Origin of the sequence: Aquamicrobium ahrensii, assembly GCF_040545755.1 — a bacterium.
Taxonomy (GTDB): domain Bacteria; phylum Pseudomonadota; class Alphaproteobacteria; order Rhizobiales; family Rhizobiaceae; genus Mesorhizobium; species Mesorhizobium ahrensii.
Genome location: NZ_JBEPMN010000002.1, coordinates 420,072 through 439,934 on the forward strand (window position 1 = coordinate 420,072; position 19,863 = coordinate 439,934).

A 19,863-nucleotide genomic window follows, 5' to 3' on the forward strand; every position below is an offset into this window, starting at 1 on the left:
GTCCATCCTCCACCGTGCAGGAGGCGAGCGTCGGCCCTATGCCGCCGATCCGAGCGACATCAACTCCTCTCTGACGATCCCGATATCAGCCATCGCCGTCGCCTTGCCTTGCGATCAGCCAATCCTGCGCAATGCTTTCGTCTTCCGGCGACAATTCATGCCCGGCGTCGATTGTATGCAGATCGAGCATCGCGCCCGATTCCGTCAGCCATTGGGCCAGCGGCTTGCCGAAATTGGAGAAGGGATCGCGCGCGCCGGCGATCATCAGCACCTCGGTATCGCCGAGATCGGCCGCCGGGGGCTCTTCCAGCACCATCATGGGACGCAACAGGATCGCTTTTCCGATGTGGCCGGGTTGCAGGCTCATCACCGACGCGGCGAAGTTGGCCCCATTCGAAAGCCCTATGAACGTCATGCGGGCGGGATTGAGTCCGTAGGCCGCGACAGCGCCTTCGAGGAAGGCTGCGAAAGCTTCCGCCTCGGAGCGAATGTCGGCCTGATCGAAGCTGATCGGGCCAAGACGACGGAACCAGCGTGCGTCGCCTTCCTCATGGGCGCGGCCGCGCACGCCGAGCAAGGTGGCGCGCGGTGCGATGCGGTGCGCCAGCGGCATCAGGTCCGCTTCCGTGCCGCCGCTGCCATGCAGAAGCACCATAGTGCTGCCGTCCGGAGCGTCCGGCGTGAAGAAGCGGTGCACGAAGGGCAGGTCGCGGTGCGGCAGGCGCGGTTCGCCCGGCATGGCGAACTGGGGCAGCATGACCCTGATGTCTTGCGCGCGGTCCTCATCGTCTGGCGGCACCATCAGTGTGGCGCCGAGTTCGGCCGGCGTTTCATCGACCGTAAAACCCGGCCCGTCCGTCGCCACTTCAAGCAGCGTGCCGGCGGGTTCGCGCACATAGAGCGAAGTGAAATAGCGCCGGTCATGCACATTGGTGGGCGAGGAATTGAGCTTTGAAAGCTGTGTTTCCAGAGCCTTGATCGCCGCGACATCGGCGGCGCGCAGGGCCACGTGATCGGCGGTGCCCGTGCCGGGAACGCCTTCCACAAAGCCCGAGCCATCGCGAATATCGATGGCGTCCGTGCCGGACAGCATGCGTCTTGTCCCGCCTTCCACCGGCCCCGGCCTGTAGCCGAAACGGGCGATGAAGGCGGCGGTCTCTTCCGGAGCTTGCGACAGGATGGTCACGGCGCGCAGGCGCGTGGGTCCGCGCGCCGTGTCGCCCCAGGGATGCGGTGCCGGCATGTCGGCCCCGACAAGCTTGACGATGACGCCGTCCGGGTCCTTTAACCGCAGCACCGTTTCGCCGAATTCGAGCGAAGGGCCCTGCATGGCGACGCCATGCTGAAGACAGCGGGTCATCCATTCGCCAAGGCTTGACCGAGGCACGGCAAGCGCAATCTCGAACACCTGACCGTGGCCGACCCGGCCGCTGGCCCCCTCTTCCCAGACGAGGAAGGTGATGAGGGTGCCCGGCGAGCCTGAAGCATCGCCGTAGAACAGATGAAGCTGTTCGGCGTCCTCATAGCCTCCGGTGCGCTTGACCAGCCGCAGGCCGAGGAAACCGGCGTAGAAATCGACATTGGCCTGCACGTTGCGCGTGATCAGCGTGACGTGATGGATGCCGCTTTGCGGCTCTGCGGACTGCTGTTGCATGTTGGATTCCGCTGTTTCAGTGTCCGGAAGGGCTGCTCCCCGGGAAAGGGATGAATTCGGCGTCGTCGCCGGGCGGCAGCCGGAAACGGCCGTGTTCGAAATCGCCCTTGATCCAGGCTTCCTTGGCGGCGTCGAGCTTTTCCTTCGACGAGGCGACGAAGTTCCATGAAATGTAGCGCGGGCCGTTCAGCGTCTCGCCACCGAGCAGCATCAGGCGAGCGCCGCGTTCGCCCGCTGTGATGGTGATGGGATCGCCCGGGCGAAACACCATCATCTGGCCGGCCTCGAATTCCTGGCCGGCGATCAGCACGGAGCCTTCGGTGACATAAAGCCCCCGATCCTCATGATTGTCCGGCAGCGGCAGTTTGGCGCCGGGCAGCAGGACGGCGTCGGCATAGAACATTTCCGAGAAAGTCCTGACCGGCGCGCGTTCGCCCCAGGCATTGCCGAGAATGAGGCGCACTTGCTTGCCCTCGCCGGTGATGAAGGGCAGCGCATCCTTGTCCTGATGCTCGAATGTGGCGGGTTTGTCCTCATCGGCTTCAGGCAGGGCCACCCATGTCTGGATGCCGAACAGCGAGTGACGCGGCTGCGCACGGGTCTGCGCGCTGGTGCGCTCGGAATGGGTCACGCCATTGCCGGCCACCATCCAGTTCACCGCGCCGGGATAGATCATCTGGTTGGTGCCGAGGCTGTCGCGATGCTGGAACTCGCCCTGATAGAGATAGGTCACGGTGGCGAGCCCGATATGGGGATGCGGGCGCACGTCGATGCCGCCTTCGTCGATGAATTCGGCCGGGCCCATCTGGTCGAAGAAGATGAAGGGGCCGACCATCTGGCGCCTGGGAGCGGGCAGGGCGCGCCGCACTTCGAAGCCGCCGAGATCGCGCGCTCGCGGCACGATCAGGGTCTCGATGTCGTCGATATTGCCGGCTTCCGGGCATTTGGGTTCGATGTCGGGCATCCAGCTCATGGCGTTCCTCCTGATGCTTGCGGGTTGACGATCCTGCTGGCTGCGCGGGTGGTTCCGCCAAACCATGCCAGCATTGTCCCCGACAGGTGGCGCGTCAATGCCGCATCCTGCCGAAGCTTGTCGCGATGTTTCAGGCGGAGACTGGATCGGGCGACAGGAACGCCGCGATGGCATGGATCTCCTGCTGCCTGATCTCATGGCCGCCATCGTGCAATTGCAGGTCGACTGCCACGCCCTGGGATTCGAGATAGCCGGCCAGCGTTTCGGTCAGGGGAAGCGGGCAGATCGGATCGCGCCGTCCGGCGGTGATCAGCACGCGGCGTCCAAGCAGTCCGGGATTGGGGGCGGGCGACCACGGAATCAGCGGGTGCATGAGGACCACCTTGTCGAACAGCCCGGGCGTCTCGAACAGGACGGAAGCGAGAATGTTCGCCCCGTTGGAATAGCCGAGCCCGTAGACGGGCGCGTCTTCGTTCGCCTCGCGATGGGCGCGTATGAATCCGGTCATCTTTTCGGTGCGGGCGGCGAGGTCGGCCATGTCGTAGACGCCTTCCGTCTTCCTGCGGAAGAAACGGTTGGCGCCATGTTCGGAAACGTCGCCACGCGGCGAGACGATACCGGCTTCGGGCAGGATCTGGTCGATCAGATCGGTGAACTGCCGCTCGTCGCCGCCGGTGCCGTGAAAGGCGAAGACAACCGGCGCGCCGGCTGCGGGCGGTTTGGATATATGGTGATAAGCGTCACGAGACATGATGTTCTCCTTGAGCCGGGGCCCGCCGGTCGGGCGGGCAGGGAGGGTGTTTCGCGTCAGTCGATCGGGGGGAGGATTTCCTCGATGCGGCTGCGCAGATGGGCGTGCTGGGCGGGAATTTTCAGCGCTTCGCCCAGATGCGCGGTGTCCTCGTCGCGGTCAAATCCGGGTTCATTGGTGGCGACCTCGAACAGAACGCCGCCCGGCGTGCGGAAATAGATGGCCCAGAAATAGTCGCGGTCGATGACCGGGGTGACATGATAACCGGTGTCTATCAGCGCCTTGCGTACCTCAAGTTGCGCCGCGCGGTTCTCGACAGCGAAGGCGACGTGATGGACCGAGCCGGCGCCTTGACGTGCCGCCGGCGCACCGGGCAACACTTCGAGGTCGACGAAATCGGCCCCGTTGCCGCCCTTGATGGCGTAACGCGTCAGCGCGCCCTGCCGGTCGACTTCCTCGTACCCCATATACTTAAGCAGTTCGCCCGTCGCGCCGCCGTCACGCAGCCGCATGGTGACGCCATGAAAGCCATGGACGCCGTCGTCGGTGGGGACAGCGCCGCCGGCGAATGGCTGGCGCTTGTCGCCATCCACCTCAACCAGCGCAAAAGCGTCGCCGTCGGGGCCGGCAAAGCGCAGACGCTTCTGACCGAAAGTTTCGCCTTCCTCAAGACCTCTCAGGCCCCGTGCGGTGAAACGCTCCTTCCAGTAACCCAGCGTGCCTTTCGGCGCCGAGAACAGGGTTTCGGATACCTCGCCGGCGCCGCGATCGCCTTTGACGATATGTGGAAACGGGAAGTAGGTCATCACCGTTCCGGGCGTGCCGACCTCGTCGCCGTAATAAAGATGATAGACGTCAGGCGCGTCGAAATTGACGGTCTTCTTGACCCGGCGCAGGCCAAGCGTCCTTGTAAAGAAGTCGTTGTTTTCCTGCGCATTAGCGGCCATCGAGGTGACGTGATGCAGGCCTTTGATCTGGGTAAGCATGGCGGTGTCCTCACATGCGGTTCAATGTTCTGGATTGAAGATAGGGTCGGACGCCATTGACCAGAATATCCATAATCTTGCATATATTGTTGCAATTAACGTAATAATTCAAAGATGGGCGAACTCGAATCCCTTCGCGTGTTTCTGGCCGTGGCCGAGCAAGGCAGCTTTGCCGGCGCTGCCCGCCAGCTGGCCATGACGCCTGCTTCAGTCACGCGCACCATCGCGGCGCTTGAAAGGCGGCTTGGCGTGCAACTGCTGGTCCGGACCACGCGGCAGGTGTCATTGACTTCGGCGGGAGCCGTCTATGCGGCGCGTGTAGCGCCGCTCTCCAGTGGGCTTGCGCGTGCGGCGGAGGAAACCCGCGAGGCGCAGGGCGTCGCATCCGGCAACATTCGCATCAGCGCCCCGCTGTCGCTGGGGCTCAAGGTGTTGCCGCCGGTCCTGTCACAGTTCGCCACGCTCTATCCGCAGACGCATGTCTCGCTGACGCTCACCGACAGCTTCGTGGACATCGTCGAAGGGGGATACGATCTCGCAATCCGCATTTCCGGACCGCCGGACGACAAGTCGACGATCTGGCGCAAGATCTGCGAGGTACAGCGGGTGCTTGTCGCTTCGCCGAACTATCTGGCCGCGCGCGGGACGCCGGTGACGCCGGACGATCTCGCTGACCACTTCTGCCTCAGCTATCGGTCGGATGCGCGCGACGAAAGCTGGGAACTCTCCCGAGGGTCAAGCCGCCGTGTTCACAAAGCGTCCGGCGCATTCAGCGCCAACAATGGCGATATACTTGCCCAGCTTGCCGTCAACGGCGAGGGGATTGCGCTGTTGCCTCGCTTCATCGTCGATGAAGACATTGCGGCCGGCCGTCTCGCGCCAGTGCTGCCCGACTGGAGCGCGCCGCAGATATGGCTCACACTCTACTACCCGCCCTATGAACGGCTGCCGCTGAGGGTCGCGACCTTCTCCGACTTCTTCGAAGCGTGGATCAAGGACATCAAATCTTTCTGAAGCGCGAGACAGCTATCGACCGCGTCATTCCAGTTTGAATTCGACCGGTCGCGTGCGGCGTTGCACGCCCGCTTCCGCCCCAGCGTCCGGCATGAGCCCGTCATAGTGATCGGAGGCCCGGTTGCGTCAGCGCAGGAGTCCCAAAGGTCGGGAAGCTGAAAGGCCAACCTGAATTGGTCCGCTCCTGAAGGCGTATCCAGTAAGATATTGAATTATCGTGTCTTCAGGTTTGGCTGGGGCGCCAGGATTCGAACCTGGGAATGTCGGTACCAAAAACCGATGCCTTACCACTTGGCGACGCCCCAACGGAAACGTCCGAGGCCGGACAGAGCGGCCTTATAGGCAGAGAAGGCGAAAAGCACAATCCGTCTTGTTCAGATTAAAGCACCGGCGCGGACTATGCTGTAATTCCGCAGGCACGCCAGGCAAGACGATGGCAACCGGATTCGCTGATACGAACCCGGGACGACACAAAGGCGCTCCGGGAGCAGTGGTGGCCAGGGCCGTGCTCCGCTCCGCTCTACTCGCCCCAGACGGCCAGTTCGTTGCCTGCGGGGTCGGAAAAATGGAAGCGACGCCCGCCGGGGAAGGAGAAAATGGGTTTGACGATTCGCCCTCCGGCCATCGTCACCGCATTCAGTGTTTCCTCCAAATTCTCGCTGTAGAGCACCGGCAAAGGCTTTAATGATCCTTCGGTCGCATCGGTATGGAATCCGCCGTCCAGCCCTTCGCTGAAAGCCGAGTAGCTCGGTCCGTAATCTGTGAAGGACCACGAAAAAGCTGTGCTGTAGAAGGCCTTGACGCTGTCCAGCGTACCGCCGGTGGCGGGCATTTCTATATAGTCGAGCTTGCCTGTCTGCCTCATGGCGTCCTCCATGTTCCTGTTGTGTTCTAGTGAATTTCATGCGTTCCGGCAATAGCCCGGGGCGGCTTGCCGGGCTGGTTTTCACAGGCGGATATGATCCGACCGGCTGTTTTCGTCTGGCGACGGGAAGACGCTGATGGATGCATCGGGACCTTAATCGATATAGATCGCCGGCAACGCATGCGCGCGCTTGCCTTTCGCTTTTCGGCACCTTATCGCTGCCCCCATCCAGCCCCGGCCGGGGTTGATCGACCACAGCAAGCCGGGGAGCAGGCATGAGCAAGTGGGTGTACACCTTCGGTGACGGAGCCGCCGAAGGGCGCGCCGGTGATCGGAACCTTCTCGGCGGCAAAGGTGCGAACCTTGCCGAAATGTGCAGCCTGGGGCTGCCGGTGCCGCCCGGTTTCACCATCACCACCGAAATGTGCAACTGGTATTACGCCAACGGCCGCCGCTATCCGGAGCAGTTCGAGGCGCAGCTCGATGCGGCGCTCGACCACATCGGCAAGGTGACGGGCCGCAGCTTTGGAGATCCGTCCAGGCTCCTGCTGGTGTCGGTGCGTTCGGGCGCGCGCGCTTCCATGCCGGGCATGATGGATACGGTGCTCAATCTGGGCCTCAATGACGAGACGGTTGAGGCGCTGGCTTCCGATTCCGGCGACGCACGTTTCGCCTATGACAGCTACCGCCGCTTCATCCAGATGTACTCCAACGTCGTGCTGGGACTCGACCATGAGGTGTTCGAGGAAATCCTCGAAGACGCCAAGGCGCGTCTCGGCCATGAGCTCGACACCGACGTGACCGCCGTCGAATGGCAGGAGATCATCGATCTCTACAAGACCATGGTGCAGGAGGAACTGGAGCGGCCGTTTCCGCAAGATGCGCGCGAGCAGCTTTGGGGCGCGATCGGCGCGGTGTTCTCAAGCTGGATGAACCAGCGCGCCATAACCTATCGCCGTCTTCACGACATTCCCGAAAGCTGGGGCACGGCCGTCAATGTGCAGGCCATGGTGTTCGGCAATATGGGCGACACCTCCGCCACCGGCGTGGCCTTCACCCGCAATCCCTCGACCGGTGAAAACACGCTCTATGGAGAGTTCCTCGTCAACGCGCAGGGCGAAGACGTGGTGGCCGGCATCCGCACGCCGCAGAACATCACCGAAGCGGCGCGCATCGCCGCCGGTTCCGACCGGCCATCGCTGGAAAAGCTGATGCCGGCGGCGTTCCGCAACTTCGTCGAGATTTCGCGGCAGCTGGAAAACCACTATCGCGACATGCAGGACCTCGAATTCACCATCGAGCGCGGCAAGCTGTGGATGCTGCAAACGCGGTCCGGCAAGCGCACCGCCAAGGCGGCGCTGAAGATCGCGGTCGACATGGCCAACGAAGGCCTGATCACGAAGAAGGAAGCGGTCTGCCGCATCGATCCGGCTTCGCTCGACCAGCTTCTGCATCCGACCATCGACCCGAAGGCGGCGCGCGACGTCATCGGCGTCGGCCTACCGGCTTCGCCCGGCGCGGCGACCGGCGAGATCGTTTTCAGCTCGGACGAGGCGGAGGAGATGAAGTCGGTCGGCCGCAAGGTCATCCTCGTTCGCGTGGAGACCAGCCCGGAAGACATTCATGGCATGCATGCCGCGCAAGGCATTCTCACCACGCGCGGCGGCATGACCAGCCATGCGGCCGTCGTTGCGCGCGGCATGGGCAAACCCTGCGTCTCCGGTGTGGGTTCGCTGCGTGTCGACCATAAGAATGGCACGCTGATCGCCCTTGGCCAGACCTTCCGCAAGGGCGACATCATCACCATCGACGGGGGCTCCGGTCAGGTTCTGAAGGGCGCGGTGCCAATGCTTCAGCCGGAGCTTTCCGGCGATTTCGCAGCCATCATGGAGTGGGCGGATGCTGCGCGTCGCATGAAGGTGCGCACCAATGCCGAGACGCCGGCGGATGCGCGCATGGCGCACTCCTTCGGCGCCGAGGGCATTGGCCTTTGCCGCACCGAGCACATGTTCTTCGACGGCGACCGCATCGTCTCCATGCGCGAGATGATCCTTGCCGACACCGAGAAGGACCGTCGCGCGGCGCTTGCCAAGTTATTGCCCATGCAGCGCTCCGATTTCCTCGAACTGTTCGAGATCATGGCGGGCCTGCCGGTCACGATCCGCCTGCTCGACCCGCCTCTGCACGAGTTCCTGCCGAAGACGGAAGAGGAACTGGACGAGGTGGCCAGGGGCATGGGCGTTTCGCCAGACAAGCTGCGCCAGCGCACCGAGTCCCTGCACGAATTCAATCCGATGCTCGGTCATCGTGGCTGCCGTCTTGCGGTCAGCTATCCCGAAATCGCCGAGATGCAGGCGCGCGCGATCTTCGAGGCGGCTGTGGAAGCCGGCCGCAAGGCGGGCAAGCTTGTGGTGCCGGAAATCATGGTGCCGCTGGTCGGTCTCAAGAAGGAGCTCGACTACGTCAAGGCGCGCATCGACGCCGTGGCGAAGAGCGTCATGGACGAAACCGGCGTCGTCATCGAATATCTCACCGGCACCATGATCGAGCTGCCGCGGGCTGCGATCCGCGCCAACTTCATCGCCGAGACCGCCGAATTCTTCTCCTTCGGCACAAACGACCTCACCCAGACCACGTTCGGCATTTCGCGCGACGACGCAGCGAGCTTCCTCGAAATTTATCGCCAGAAGGGCATCATCGAGCAGGATCCGTTCGTGTCGCTGGATGTCGAAGGCGTCGGTGAACTTGTTCGTATGGGAGTGGAGAAGGGCAGAGCCACACGGCCCGACATAAAGCTTGGCATCTGCGGCGAGCATGGCGGCGATCCGGCCTCGATCCGCTTCTGCGAGGAAGTCGGGCTCGACTATGTGTCGTGCTCTCCTTTCCGCGTGCCGATCGCCAGGCTGGCGGCGGCGCAGTCGGCCATTCGAAAGGCGGCCTGAGCGCGCGCAGCTACGCCGCAGCGTTCAGGGCGTCCATGAGAGCGGCATAGGAGGCGGCGATGCCGGAGAGCGGATTGCCGCTTTTCGATGCTGGTTCGACCTTGAGCTGACCACCTGAAACGGGTTGTGACAGCAGCAGAATTTGCCGGGCATCGCCATCGCCAAGGCAACCGGCGGCGACATGCTCCCCGGCGTCTTCGTCGCCTGTGCGCATGCTGAACAGAAGCCGGCCCCCGACGGATTCCAGCGCTTCGGTCGCAGCCTTGAGAAAATCCTTATCCGAAACCGGGAGGGCGTCGGAAGCGATTCCGGCCAGACCTTCTGCCAGCGCCTCTTCAAGCACGTTTTCGTCGAGCTGCGCGTTCATGCCAATGCCCTGCGTTCGTCGATGAGCCCTCTTTAAGGAAAGATTTACCTTCAGCGTGGCTGCATTGTGGCGTGCCGACCCGAACAGACGCGGGCGCAGAGTGCGGCGCATTCAACTTTGATGAAGAGCCCTTCCGGCTTCTTGATCGGCCGCGCAGCCTGCCGAAAACCGGATTCCACTTTTCAACGCAATGCTCTAGACTCGTGAACCGAGAGACTTCGATGGCGGGCGATGACGGCATTTCCTGAACGGCGCACCACTATGGCGGCAGGCTGGTCGCGCCGCATGGCGGCATTTTCGGCTGTGCTCCTGCTCACGGCATGGACCGGTCATCATTTCGGTTTTGTCGAAACGCCTGCCTTCCTGTGGGTTCTGGCGCTGGTGGCGCTTCTGGCCGCCTTCGCCCTGCTGTTTTCCGGCTGGGCTTTCGCGCGGCTGTGGAACTTCGGCGATCGCGGCGGCCGCGATCTGACGGTCGGCGCGTTGGTTGCGCTGATCGTGCTCGCGCCCTATGGGCTGGCGTCCTACTGGGCGCTGACGTTTCCGCCGCTGCGCGACATCTCCACCGATCTCGAAACCGCGCCCGCTTTTGCCGATGGTCGCATTTTTGAAGCGACGCCCGGGGAGCGGCGACTTCAGGCGGAGGCCTATCCGCTGGTGAACGGCCGCCGCTATGATCTCCCCTTTGCCGAAGCCGCCGACATGGTTCGCGACGTTCTTCGCCGGCAGGGCTGGGCGAGTTCTACAATGCCGACACTGGAGGATGAGGGATTGCGCGAGCTGCTCGTGACGGCGACAGCCACCAGTTTCGTGCTGGAACTGCCCGTGGATGTTGTCATCCGCGTCACCGGCGATGGCGAGACAAGCTTCGTCGACATGCGCTCGGCGTCCCGTTATGGCCGCCACGATCTCGGCGACAATGCCGACCGCATCGTCAGGTTCCTCAAGGAACTGGATCAGGAGGCGACGGGACAGAGCGCTATCGAACAGGGTCTGTAGTCGCCGGACTACCTGCCCGGCTCGTAGATGCCGTCGATGGCGGCTGCGCCTTCGGTCACCACGAGGCCGCGGCTGACGAGATCCTCCAGATGCGCAAGGATGGAGAGGCCGGCAGCGCCGTGCAGGCGCGGATCGGTTTCGCGATAGATCGCCCCGACCATCTCGGCGATGGTTCGGTCACCCTGTACGATCCGTTCGAGGATGGCGCGCTCGCGCATCTTGCGATGTGCTTTCAACCCCCGCATGAATGCCCTGGGCTGGGTTACGGGGCCACCATGGCCGGGCAGGAGAAGGCGGTCGTCGCGTTCCAGCAGCTTCTCCAGCGAGGTCATGTAGTCCGCCATCGCCCCGTCTGGCGGGGCGACGATGCTGGTGGACCATGCCATGACATGATCGGCGCTGAACAGGACACCGGTGTTTTCGAGGGAAAAAGCCGCGTGGTTCGCCGCATGTCCGGGTGTGTGAACGGCGCGGATCGACCAGCCGTCGCCATCGATGAGCGCATTGTCGGGCAAGGCGACATCCGGAACGAAACCGGTGTCGTTGCTCTCGTCCAGCGCATTGACCTCGCCTATGGCCAGTTCACGCGCCGGCCGGTGAGGGCCTTCCGCAAGCACGAGGGCGCCGGTCGCAGCTTTCAGGCGCGCGGCGAGCGGAGAATGGTCGCGATGCGTGTGGCTGACGAATATGTGGCTTACCGGCCGTTCGCCGATGGCGTCGAGCAGGGTTCTCAGATGGCGCTCGTCATCGGGACCGGGATCGATGACGGCAAGCGTGTCGCGCCCGACGATGTAGCTGTTGGTGCCATGGAATGTGAACGGCGAGGCGTTTGGAGCCGTAACCCGCAGAATGTCGGGCGCCACGCTCACGAAAGAGCCGTGAGCCGGTTCGAAACCCGTGTCGAATTCTAATGCCATGGAAATGTGCCGTCCGGGATGCTGCGCTGCGAAACCATTTGCCGCATAGCATGTAAGACAATATAGGGGAAACGTGCTGCGCGGTGACCGCACCTGCCCAAACGCCTGACCAACGCAATGAGGAAGATCATGGCAATTGCAACGACGATGCGTCCGCTTGTTTCCCTGGCTTTGCCCGAAAAAGGTGTTTCGCGCTTGGCGGCGCAGGCGTTGCTCGCCATCGGCGGCACGCTGCTGCTGACGGTTTCCGCCAAGACCAAGGTGTTCCTCGGCCCGGTCGACATTTCGCTCCAGACGCTGGCTGTCCTGCTGATTGCGTCCGCCTTCGGCATGCGCCTCGCCGTCGCGACCCTGCTGCTCTACATGGCTGAAGGCGCGATGGGCCTGCCCGTGTTCCAGAGTTCGCCTGAGAAGGGCGTCGGTCTCGCTTACATGCTCGGGACCACCGGCGGTTATCTTGCCGGTTTTGTCGCCATGGCCGCCATTGCCGGCTGGGCGGCTGACCGTGGTTTCGACCGCAACCCCTTCAAGCTGTTCGGCGCTTTCATGGTGGCCGAAGTGGTCATGATGGCGATGGGCTTTGCCTGGCTCGCCGTGCTCATCGGCGCCGATAAGGCCTGGCAGTTCGGGGTGGCGCCCTTCGTCGTCGGCGATCTCATCAAAGTCGCGCTGGCCGCGAGCCTTGTTCCGGCCGTCTGGTCGATCCTCGCGCGCTTCCGCTAAGACGCCGAATAATTCCAAAAAAAGCCCGGCGCTGGGAAGCGCTGGGCTTTTTTGTTTAGGCGAAGGGGCCTACCGTTTTTTCATCCCGGGGCCGTCGGCCGGGATCGATGCGGCGATCAGGATCGCAAAGAATACGAAGAACGAATCCATGATGTCGTGCTTGAACATGATCTGGGTCATGCCGCACAGCGCATAGGACCCGGACACGATCAGGGCCGCGAACAGGCGCGTCCGGTAGCTGGCGTCGCGCGGAGCGTTCCAGGCCAGCGCCACCGGCATGCACAGGACCCCGATCATGGCGCTGACCACGAGAACGCCGCCATCCAGCATGAAGGTCAGTACGCTGTTGTGGGCATGGGTGTAGCCGCGGATTGCGTTGCCGTCCAGCATGAGGGTCGGAACCAGCGCGTTCATTCGGTTCTGGATGCCGTAGCCCCAGATCGGGGACTGGCGAATCGCCTCCAGTGCGGCGTGCCATAGCCGTACGCGTTCGCCGATGGGGCCGTGGGCATCGCCGTTCTGGAGCAGGATGCCCAGTTCGCCCACGGTTTCCTGAAAGCGCGCATTGAGCGCATCCTGTATGAAATACACGATGATGAACGCCGCCACGAACGCCAGGATAGTGGCCGGACGCAGGATCATGGCGCGCAGTTTCACCGGGGCGAAAACAGCGAGCAGCAGCAAAACGGATATGGCGGAAAGAGCCACGCCCCGGGTCAGGGACATCAGGAGCGCCGCCAGGCCCGCACCAATGGCGACCAGCCCCAGAAGCATGCCGGCGCGTGTGTCCGATCCGATCTTCAGTCCGCCCAACCCCATCAGGCAGAGCGACATCATGCCGAAGACAGCCTCGTTGCCAGCGCCGCCGGCAGGCCGCACGCCGAAGATGGCCAGTTGCACGAAAGCAATCAGGCAGGCCGCGATCGAGCCGACAGCTGCGCCGCTTATGTAGGACGACAGATAGTCGGCGCCGCCGCTCGCGCGCAACCGGGGAATGATCGCCCACGGAGTGAGGAACGCCAGCAACCAGAGGAAGGAACGCGGAGCCTGCGAGCTGTTTTCACCGACGAGCGCCGTGAGCACGATGAGGCCGGCGAAAAGGGTGCAGGTCCATGCCAGCAGGCGGTCCGAGCGGGTCATGCTGAAGGTGAAACGTCCGAACGCCATGGAAATGAGCGCCCAAACGAAGAATGTGTAGAGCAGCACCGAAATGGCGCTGCCCGCAGCGGAGGGCAGGGCCCCCATGAGGAAGGCGGAGATGACGTTATTACGGGCTATGCCGTCTTCGGGCAGCGAGGGGAATGACAGACGCCTGTTAAGGGCTAAGCTGGGTTTCCGGAATATTTGCACAAGTCCCCGTTCCTGAAGCCGGTCCCCTCATTCGCCGACCTCTTCCAACCGTTCCGATGCTGTCGGAACAGCTTAACGCCCACACCTGTTGGCAGCCAGCCGACCGCGCGACAGCGTCGTCTTTAGACACCTGAAATGATGCCTATTTGATGGCGGGAGGCTTGTCTGCCGCTTCCCGCACGATTGTACCCTGCCTTGCCCTTCCTGTGGAAAAATCATCGCAATCCGTAGCTGCAATGAGTTTCCGTTACGTTGGTTGTGGGCATCCCGACCGCTAGAAAGCGAACCGCAGACGCAGATTTCCGACGCAGGCAAAAGTCAGTCATCAGGCAGACTCTTTGTGTTGAGGCAAGCCCTCTTCGGCAGGCCATCGCGGCATCTGAAGGTCGCTCCTGGTCGGTTGAAAGGAAAGCAGGCTGACATGGCGCCGATGCTCACCCATCTCCAGCGGCTGGAGGCGGAATCCATACATATATTTCGGGAGGTCGCCGCAAGCTTTTCAAAGCCGGTGATGCTTTATTCCGTCGGCAAGGATTCGTCCGTGCTGATGCATCTGGCCTTCAAGGCCTTTTACCCCGCCCGACCGCCTTTTCCGTTCCTGCATGTCGATACGACGTGGAAATTCCGCGAGATGATCGCGTTCCGGGACGAGATGGCGACGCGTCTCGGCTTCGAGCTGATCGTGCATATCAACGCGGATGGCGTGCGCGACGGCATCAATCCCTTTGACCATGGTTCCAACACGCACACCGATGTCATGAAGACGGTGGCGCTACGGCAGGCGCTGGACAAATACGGCTTCGACGCCGCCTTCGGCGGCGCGCGCCGGGACGAGGAAAAGTCGCGAGCGAAGGAGCGCATCTTTTCCTTCCGCAATGCAAGCCATGCCTGGGACCCGAAGAATCAGCGCCCGGAGATGTGGAACATCTACAACACACGCATTTCACCGGGCGAATCGATCCGGGTGTTTCCGCTGTCCAACTGGACCGAGCTGGATATCTGGCAATACATCCTGCAGGAGAACATCCCTATCGTTCCGCTCTATTTCGCCGCGCGTCGGCCTGTCGTGCAGCGCGGCGAAATGCTGATCCTCAAGGACGATGAGCGCATGAAGCTCCTGCCCGGCGAACAGGTGCAGGAGCGCCTCGTGCGGTTCCGCACGCTGGGCTGCTATCCCCTTACGGGAGCCATCGAATCCGGCGCCGATACGCTGGAGGCCATCGTCGGCGAGATGCTGACGGCCCGCACGTCGGAGCGACAGGGGCGGCTGATCGACCGGGACGAATCCGGCTCCATGGAAAAGAAGAAGCGCGAGGGGTACTTCTGAGATGCGGCATGTGACGCCAGACAATCTCGATGCGGTTGAGGGCGTGCGCGCCTATCTCGCGTCGCTGGAGCAGAAGTCGCTGCTGCGCTTTCTCACCTGCGGCTCCGTGGACGATGGCAAATCCACGCTGATCGGCCGGCTGTTGTCGGACACCCGCCAGATATTCGAGGACCAGTTGGCGGCGTTGGAGCACGATTCCCGCCGCCACGGCACCACCGGGGACGAGATGGATTTCGCTCTGCTGGTGGACGGGCTGGAGGCCGAGCGCGAACAAGGCATCACCATCGACGTAGCCTATCGTTTCTTCGCCACGCCGAAGCGCAAGTTCATTGTCGCCGACACCCCCGGTCATGAGCAATACACGCGCAACATGGCGACCGGAGCCTCGACCTGCGATCTGGCTATCGTGCTGGTCGATGCAAGGCAAGGTGTGCTGCGCCAGACCCGACGCCACACGGTCATCGCCTCGCTGCTTGGCATCCGCCACATCGTGCTGGCGGTCAACAAGATCGATCTGGTCGGTTTCGATCAGGGCGCGTTCCACCGCATCGTGGCAGAATACCGCGCTTTCGCGGACAGGCTCGGCTTGCGCACCATAGAAGCCATCCCGATTTCGGCGCGCTATGGCGACAATGTCAGCCAGCGCTCCGAGCGTCTGGGCTGGTATGAAGGGCCAACTTTGATCGAGCATCTGGAAACGGCGCCCGTCGATGAAGAGGCGGCGGAACTGCCGTTTCGTCTGCCCGTACAATATGTGAACCGTCCCGATCTCGATTTTCGCGGTTTTGCCGGCACCATAGCCTCCGGGGCGGTCGCGCCGGGTGACGAGATCGTCGTCGCCAAATCCGGCAGGCGGGCGCGGGTGAAACGTATCGTCGCGCAGGGCGGGGATCTCGAAACTGCCGTCGCAGGGCAAGCCGTGACCCTGGTGCTCGACAGAGAGGTTGAAGTTTCGCGCGGCAATGTGCTGGTGGCCCCGGCCGCTCGCCCGCAGGTGGGCGACCGTTTCGCGGCCTCGGTGGTTTGGTTTGACGAGAAGGCCTTGCGGCCGGGCGCCGCCTATGTGCTGCGCACGGCGACCGATCAGGCGAGCGCAACGGTCGACGCCATCAGCCACAGGCTCAACATCAACGATTTTGCGGAAGAAGAAGCACGCACGCTCGAACTTAATGAGGTCGGCGTCGTCACCATTTCTCTTCGCTCGCCGGTGGCTTTTGATCCTTTTGCGGAGAACCGCTCAACCGGCGCTTTCATCCTCATCGACCGCATCACAAATGCGACTGTCGGAGCGGGCATGATCCGCCATGGCGTCAGGCAGGCCGAAAACATCCACTGGCAGTCGCTCGACGTCAGCCGGGATGCGCGCGCGGCGATCAAGCATCAGCGCCCGGCGGTGCTTTGGTTCACGGGATTGTCCGGTTCGGGCAAGTCGACCATCGCCAACCTGCTTGAAAAGAAGCTCCACGCCGCCGGTCGCCATACCTGTGTCCTCGACGGGGACAATATTCGCCATGGTCTGAACCGCGATCTCGGGTTCTCCGAGGCGGCCCGCGCGGAAAACATCCGCCGGGTCGCCGAAGTCGCAAAACTGATGGCCGATGCGGGCCTGATCGTCATCGTTTCCTTCATCTCACCATTCCGCGCCGAGCGGCAGTTGGCGCGCGCACTTATGAAGAGCGGCGAGTTCGTGGAGGTGTTCGTCGACACCCCGTTCGAGGAATGCGTGCGCCGTGATCCCAAGGGATTGTATGCGAAGGCGTTGAAAGGCGAGATCGACAACTTTACGGGAGTGGACTCGCCGTACGAATCGCCGGAGAACCCCGAAGTACGCCTGCAGACTCTGGGACGCACTCCCGAAGAGATGGTAGAGGCGGTGGAACGGTGGTTGACAGAGCGTGACATTGCCCAGGATCAGTACGAAAGCGGCGGCGGAATCTGACGATACGCAAATCCTCGCCTTGTTGGAGGGCCTTGCGCTCGAAGCCGGGCGCGAGATCATGCGCGTCTTCGAGGCAGGCTGCGCGGTGGAGAACAAGGCTGACAGTTCTCCCGTGACCGAAGCCGACCGGGGAAGCGAACGTATCATTCTCGAAGGATTGCGGGCCCGTTTCCCGGAGATTGTCTGCGTGGCCGAGGAAGAGACCTCCGCGGGCATCAAGCCGGGGGAGATCGGCAGTGAATTTTTCCTGGTCGATCCGCTGGACGGCACCAAGGAATTCGTCAGCCGTCGCGCCGATTTCACCGTCAATATCGCACTGATCCGCAACGGCGTGCCGGAAATCGGCGTCGTTTTCGCACCATGCAGCGGCCGTTTCTTTTCCGGCCGCCCCGGTCTGGCGGAAACGCTGTGGGTAGGCGAGGACTACACCGTCTGTGCGCGTCAACGCGTTGGCGTGCGCGAGCAGGCGGTGCCTCCGACCGTGGTCGCCAGCCGCTCGCACAACACTCCGGAGACGGAGGATTACATCACGCGGCTCGGCATGGCCGAGATCGTTTCGGTCGGCTCGTCGCTGAAATTCTGTCTGCTGGCGGCCGGTGAGGCGGACCTCTATCCGCGCTTCAGCCGCACCATGGAATGGGACACCGCCGCCGGCGACGCCGTGCTGCGCGCGGCGGGCGGCATGACCCGCACGGTCGATGGCGCGCCGCTGACCTATGGCAAGCGTAATCGCGACGACGATGTGGATTTTTCCAATCCGTTCTTCATCGCGCGGGGCAGGGAGCCGGCGGCGTAAGTACGCCGGCTTTCCAGGGGCTATTCGGCGGCTGCGGCCGAGTTCGATCCGATATGGTTGCGGATCGTTTCGATGATGCGGTCCTGATCATCTTCCGACAGATAGGGATGCATCGGCAGGCACAGGATGCGCTCCGGCAGGCCTTCCGAAACGGCAAGTCCGGTCGGCGTGCGCGGGAAGTCGCGATAGGCGATCTGCGCGTGTAGCGGCTTCACGTAATAGATGACGGAAGGGATGCCCTTTTCCTGCAAATGCGCCTTCAGGCTATCGCGCTTCGGCGTCTCGATGGCGTATTGAGCCCAGGCCGAACGGCCATGGCCGGGATTGTTCGCGGCCTTGACGATATCGCCCAGACCATCGGCATAGCGTGCGGCCACCTTGCGGCGGGCCTCCATCTCCTCTTCGAGAATGGCGAGCTTCTCGATGAGAATCGCGGCCTGAATGGTGTCGAGACGCGAATTGATGCCGACATGGACATTATCGTACTGGGTTTCCCCCTTGCCATGGAATGCGAAGGAGCGCAGCCGCTCGGCAAGCTCACCGTCATCGGTGAACATGGCGCCGCCATCTCCATAGCAACCGAGGGGCTTCGCCGGATAGAAGCTGGTTCCGGCGACATGGCCGAACGAGCCGCACATCCCGCCGTCGGCGGAGCCGCCGATCGACTGCGCGGCGTCCTCGATCACCAGCAGGTTTTCGCGTTTGGCGATCCGCATGAGGGCGTCATAATCGGCTGCGAGGCCGAACAGGTCGACAGGGATGATCGCCCTGGGCCGCAGGCGGCCCTCTTTCTTCACCATCTCGATTGCGGCCTCAAGGCTGGCGATGTCGATGTTGTAGGTGTCAGGGTCGACATCCACGAATACGGGCTCGGCCTTGGCGAGCGCCACCACTTCCGCCGTCGCGGCGAATGTGAAGCTTGGCACGAACACGGCGTCGCCGCGCCCGACGCCGGAGGCGTAGAGCGGCAAGAGCAGCGCGTCGGTGCCGTTGGCGCAGGCGACGACATGCTTCGTGCCCACATAGTCGGCGAGTTTCTGTTCCAGTTCTGTGACCTGAGGCCCCAGTATGTAACGGCCATCGTCAACGACGCGGTCGATGGCGGCTTTGAGCCGGTCGCGGATGCGTTCGCGCTGTGCGTTGAGATCGATGAACTGCATGATTGCTCCAATGCGGATGAGCCATAAACAGGGCGCAAGTATCAGAGTTGGCGTAACCAGGAAAGGCGCTAGCCCGGGGATCCATGCGGCCAGAATCACATTTCGACGCCAGAGTGCGGCTGAAATTTGATAATCGCTGGAATCAGACCAGTTCGTGACGCCAGGGCGGGTTCGCTCCCGCGCGCGAAACGGTGACGGCGGCGGCGCGCGCCGCCATGTCGAGCGCGGCGCGCAGTTGCTCGCCGGAGATCGAGGCGATCCCGTTTCTGGTCAGCAATCTCTGCTCGGAAAGGGATGCGAGCACGCCGCCGTTGAAGGTGTCGCCAGCGCCGACCGTGTCCACCACATCAGCTTGCGGCGGGGTGACAGACACCTTGCCTGCCCGCGTATAACCGGTTGCGCCCCTGCCGCCATGCGTCAGGACGATCAGGGTGGGACCTCGCTTCAGCCAGGCTTCGACGAAGTCCTCGGGCGAAACCCTTTGTCCGAACCATGAAAGATCTTCGTCCGAAAGTTTGACGATATCGGCCATGGCCATCATCGCCTCGATGCGGGCAAGATGCCTTGTGCGGTCCGGAATGAAGTTCGGCCTGATGTTGGGATCAAGCATCATCACCCGGTTTCCGTGTTCGCGCCGCATGAACGCTTCATAAGCGTTGCCGGCGGGCTCGGAGATCAGGCTGATGGCCCCGAACAGCATCGCTTCGACATCGCTGCCGAGAGGAGGAAGGTCGGCCTCGGTCAGCATGCGTCCGGCTGTATTCTCGTCATAGAAGATGTAGCTGGCCTGGCCGCCGTCGAGTTGCACGAAGGCGAGTGTGGTGGGGCGCCGGGAAATGTGGAGATAGCGGCAATCGACGTGGCTCGCCTCAAGTTCCTGGCGCAGCATTTTACCGAACATGTCGCTGGAAACGCCGGAGAAGAAGCCGGTGCGCACGCCCAGTCGCCCCAACGCAACGGCTGTGTTGAACACAGCGCCGCCGGCATAGGGGGCGAAAGCGTTTTCACCCTTGGTGGAAGTGCGCGGCAGCATGTCGACCAGCGCCTCGCCGCAGCAGAGTATCATTCGCCTTAGCTCCGTGGTGTGTTTGGGGACGCTG

General features: G+C 62.8%; 17 protein-coding genes and 1 tRNA gene. 7 read left to right on the top strand and 11 right to left on the bottom strand.

Translation table 11 applies throughout. From position 1 onward, the window contains the following. Positions 1 to 85 precede the first annotated feature (85 nt). From ABID44_RS04875 to ABID44_RS04890, 4 genes are all read right to left on the bottom strand, one after another. On the bottom strand, positions 86 to 1,654 hold the full coding sequence (locus ABID44_RS04875) for a VOC family protein (protein ID WP_354150547.1): 1,569 nt from the start codon (positions 1,652 to 1,654) through the stop codon (positions 86 to 88). Between the two features lie 16 nt (positions 1,655 to 1,670). Further along, positions 1,671 to 2,627 carry a pirin family protein gene (locus ABID44_RS04880; protein ID WP_354150548.1) on the bottom strand — a complete coding sequence of 319 codons (957 nt, stop codon included), beginning with the start codon at positions 2,625 to 2,627 and terminating at the stop codon, positions 1,671 to 1,673. A 130-nt stretch (positions 2,628 to 2,757) separates the two neighbouring features. Beyond that, positions 2,758 to 3,378, bottom strand: coding sequence for an alpha/beta hydrolase (locus ABID44_RS04885; protein ID WP_354150549.1), 621 nt, complete (start codon positions 3,376 to 3,378; stop codon positions 2,758 to 2,760). A 56-nt stretch (positions 3,379 to 3,434) separates the two neighbouring features. Then, positions 3,435 to 4,364, bottom strand: coding sequence for a ring-cleaving dioxygenase (locus tag ABID44_RS04890; protein ID WP_354150550.1), 930 nt, complete (start codon positions 4,362 to 4,364; stop codon positions 3,435 to 3,437). 114 nt (positions 4,365 to 4,478) lie between these two features. On the opposite strand from ABID44_RS04890, the gene ABID44_RS04895 reads away from it, so the two are divergent. Continuing rightward, positions 4,479 to 5,378, top strand: coding sequence for a LysR family transcriptional regulator (locus ABID44_RS04895; protein WP_354150551.1), 900 nt, complete (start codon positions 4,479 to 4,481; stop codon positions 5,376 to 5,378). Between the two features lie 230 nt (positions 5,379 to 5,608). On the opposite strand, the gene ABID44_RS04900 is transcribed toward ABID44_RS04895, so the two are convergent. Together ABID44_RS04900 and ABID44_RS04905 are read right to left on the bottom strand one after the other, a co-directional pair. Then, positions 5,609 to 5,683: transfer RNA gene (locus tag ABID44_RS04900), tRNA-Gln, on the bottom strand. A 215-nt stretch (positions 5,684 to 5,898) separates the two neighbouring features. Then, positions 5,899 to 6,243: a VOC family protein gene (locus ABID44_RS04905; protein WP_354150552.1), complete on the bottom strand. Its 345-nt coding sequence runs from the start codon at positions 6,241 to 6,243 to the stop codon at positions 5,899 to 5,901. 275 nt (positions 6,244 to 6,518) lie between these two features. On the opposite strand from ABID44_RS04905, the gene ppdK reads away from it, so the two are divergent. Continuing rightward, on the top strand, positions 6,519 to 9,185 hold the full coding sequence (gene ppdK, locus ABID44_RS04910) for a pyruvate, phosphate dikinase (RefSeq protein WP_354150553.1): 2,667 nt from the start codon (positions 6,519 to 6,521) through the stop codon (positions 9,183 to 9,185). 10 nt (positions 9,186 to 9,195) lie between these two features. Here the strand turns inward: ppdK and ABID44_RS04915 are convergent, their stop codons facing one another. After that, the gene (locus ABID44_RS04915; protein ID WP_354150554.1) at positions 9,196 to 9,552 is read right to left on the bottom strand and encodes a hypothetical protein; all 357 of its coding nucleotides are present in this window, start codon (positions 9,550 to 9,552) and stop codon (positions 9,196 to 9,198) included. A gap of 231 nt (positions 9,553 to 9,783) precedes the next feature. On the opposite strand from ABID44_RS04915, the gene ABID44_RS04920 reads away from it, so the two are divergent. Continuing rightward, positions 9,784 to 10,551 carry a DUF1499 domain-containing protein gene (locus ABID44_RS04920; RefSeq protein ID WP_354150555.1) on the top strand — a complete coding sequence of 256 codons (768 nt, stop codon included), beginning with the start codon at positions 9,784 to 9,786 and terminating at the stop codon, positions 10,549 to 10,551. Positions 10,552 to 10,559: 8 nt separating this feature from the next. Here ABID44_RS04920 and ABID44_RS04925 read toward each other — a convergent pair whose 3' ends face one another. Continuing rightward, positions 10,560 to 11,468: an MBL fold metallo-hydrolase gene (locus ABID44_RS04925; protein WP_354150556.1), complete on the bottom strand. Its 909-nt coding sequence runs from the start codon at positions 11,466 to 11,468 to the stop codon at positions 10,560 to 10,562. A 129-nt stretch (positions 11,469 to 11,597) separates the two neighbouring features. On the opposite strand from ABID44_RS04925, the gene ABID44_RS04930 reads away from it, so the two are divergent. Then, positions 11,598 to 12,191 (top strand): biotin transporter BioY, encoded by a 594-nt coding sequence (locus ABID44_RS04930; RefSeq protein ID WP_354150557.1) that lies wholly within the window; start codon positions 11,598 to 11,600, stop codon positions 12,189 to 12,191. 69 nt (positions 12,192 to 12,260) lie between these two features. On the opposite strand, the gene ABID44_RS04935 is transcribed toward ABID44_RS04930, so the two are convergent. Continuing rightward, entirely contained in the window at positions 12,261 to 13,541 is a 1,281-nt protein-coding gene (locus tag ABID44_RS04935; RefSeq protein ID WP_354150558.1) for an O-antigen ligase family protein, read from the bottom strand. Between the two features lie 400 nt (positions 13,542 to 13,941). Between ABID44_RS04935 and cysD the strand changes: the two genes are divergently transcribed. The 3 genes from cysD to cysQ are packed head-to-tail and all read left to right on the top strand — an operon-like array spanning position 13,942 to position 17,603. Then, positions 13,942 to 14,868 carry a sulfate adenylyltransferase subunit CysD gene (gene cysD, locus ABID44_RS04940; RefSeq protein WP_354150559.1) on the top strand — a complete coding sequence of 309 codons (927 nt, stop codon included), beginning with the start codon at positions 13,942 to 13,944 and terminating at the stop codon, positions 14,866 to 14,868. Position 14,869: 1 nt separating this feature from the next. After that, entirely contained in the window at positions 14,870 to 16,807 is a 1,938-nt protein-coding gene (gene cysN, locus ABID44_RS04945; protein WP_378226449.1) for a sulfate adenylyltransferase subunit CysN, read from the top strand. Between the two features lie 58 nt (positions 16,808 to 16,865). After that, positions 16,866 to 17,603 carry a 3'(2'),5'-bisphosphate nucleotidase CysQ gene (gene cysQ, locus ABID44_RS04950; RefSeq protein ID WP_378226464.1) on the top strand — a complete coding sequence of 246 codons (738 nt, stop codon included), beginning with the start codon at positions 16,866 to 16,868 and terminating at the stop codon, positions 17,601 to 17,603. Between the two features lie 20 nt (positions 17,604 to 17,623). Here cysQ and ABID44_RS04955 read toward each other — a convergent pair whose 3' ends face one another. Then, on the bottom strand, positions 17,624 to 18,763 hold the full coding sequence (locus ABID44_RS04955) for a DegT/DnrJ/EryC1/StrS family aminotransferase (RefSeq protein ID WP_354150562.1): 1,140 nt from the start codon (positions 18,761 to 18,763) through the stop codon (positions 17,624 to 17,626). A 142-nt stretch (positions 18,764 to 18,905) separates the two neighbouring features. Then, positions 18,906 to 19,829, bottom strand: a complete 924-nt coding sequence (locus ABID44_RS04960) for a carbohydrate kinase family protein (protein WP_354150563.1) — start codon at positions 19,827 to 19,829, stop codon at positions 18,906 to 18,908. Positions 19,830 to 19,863 lie beyond the last annotated feature (34 nt).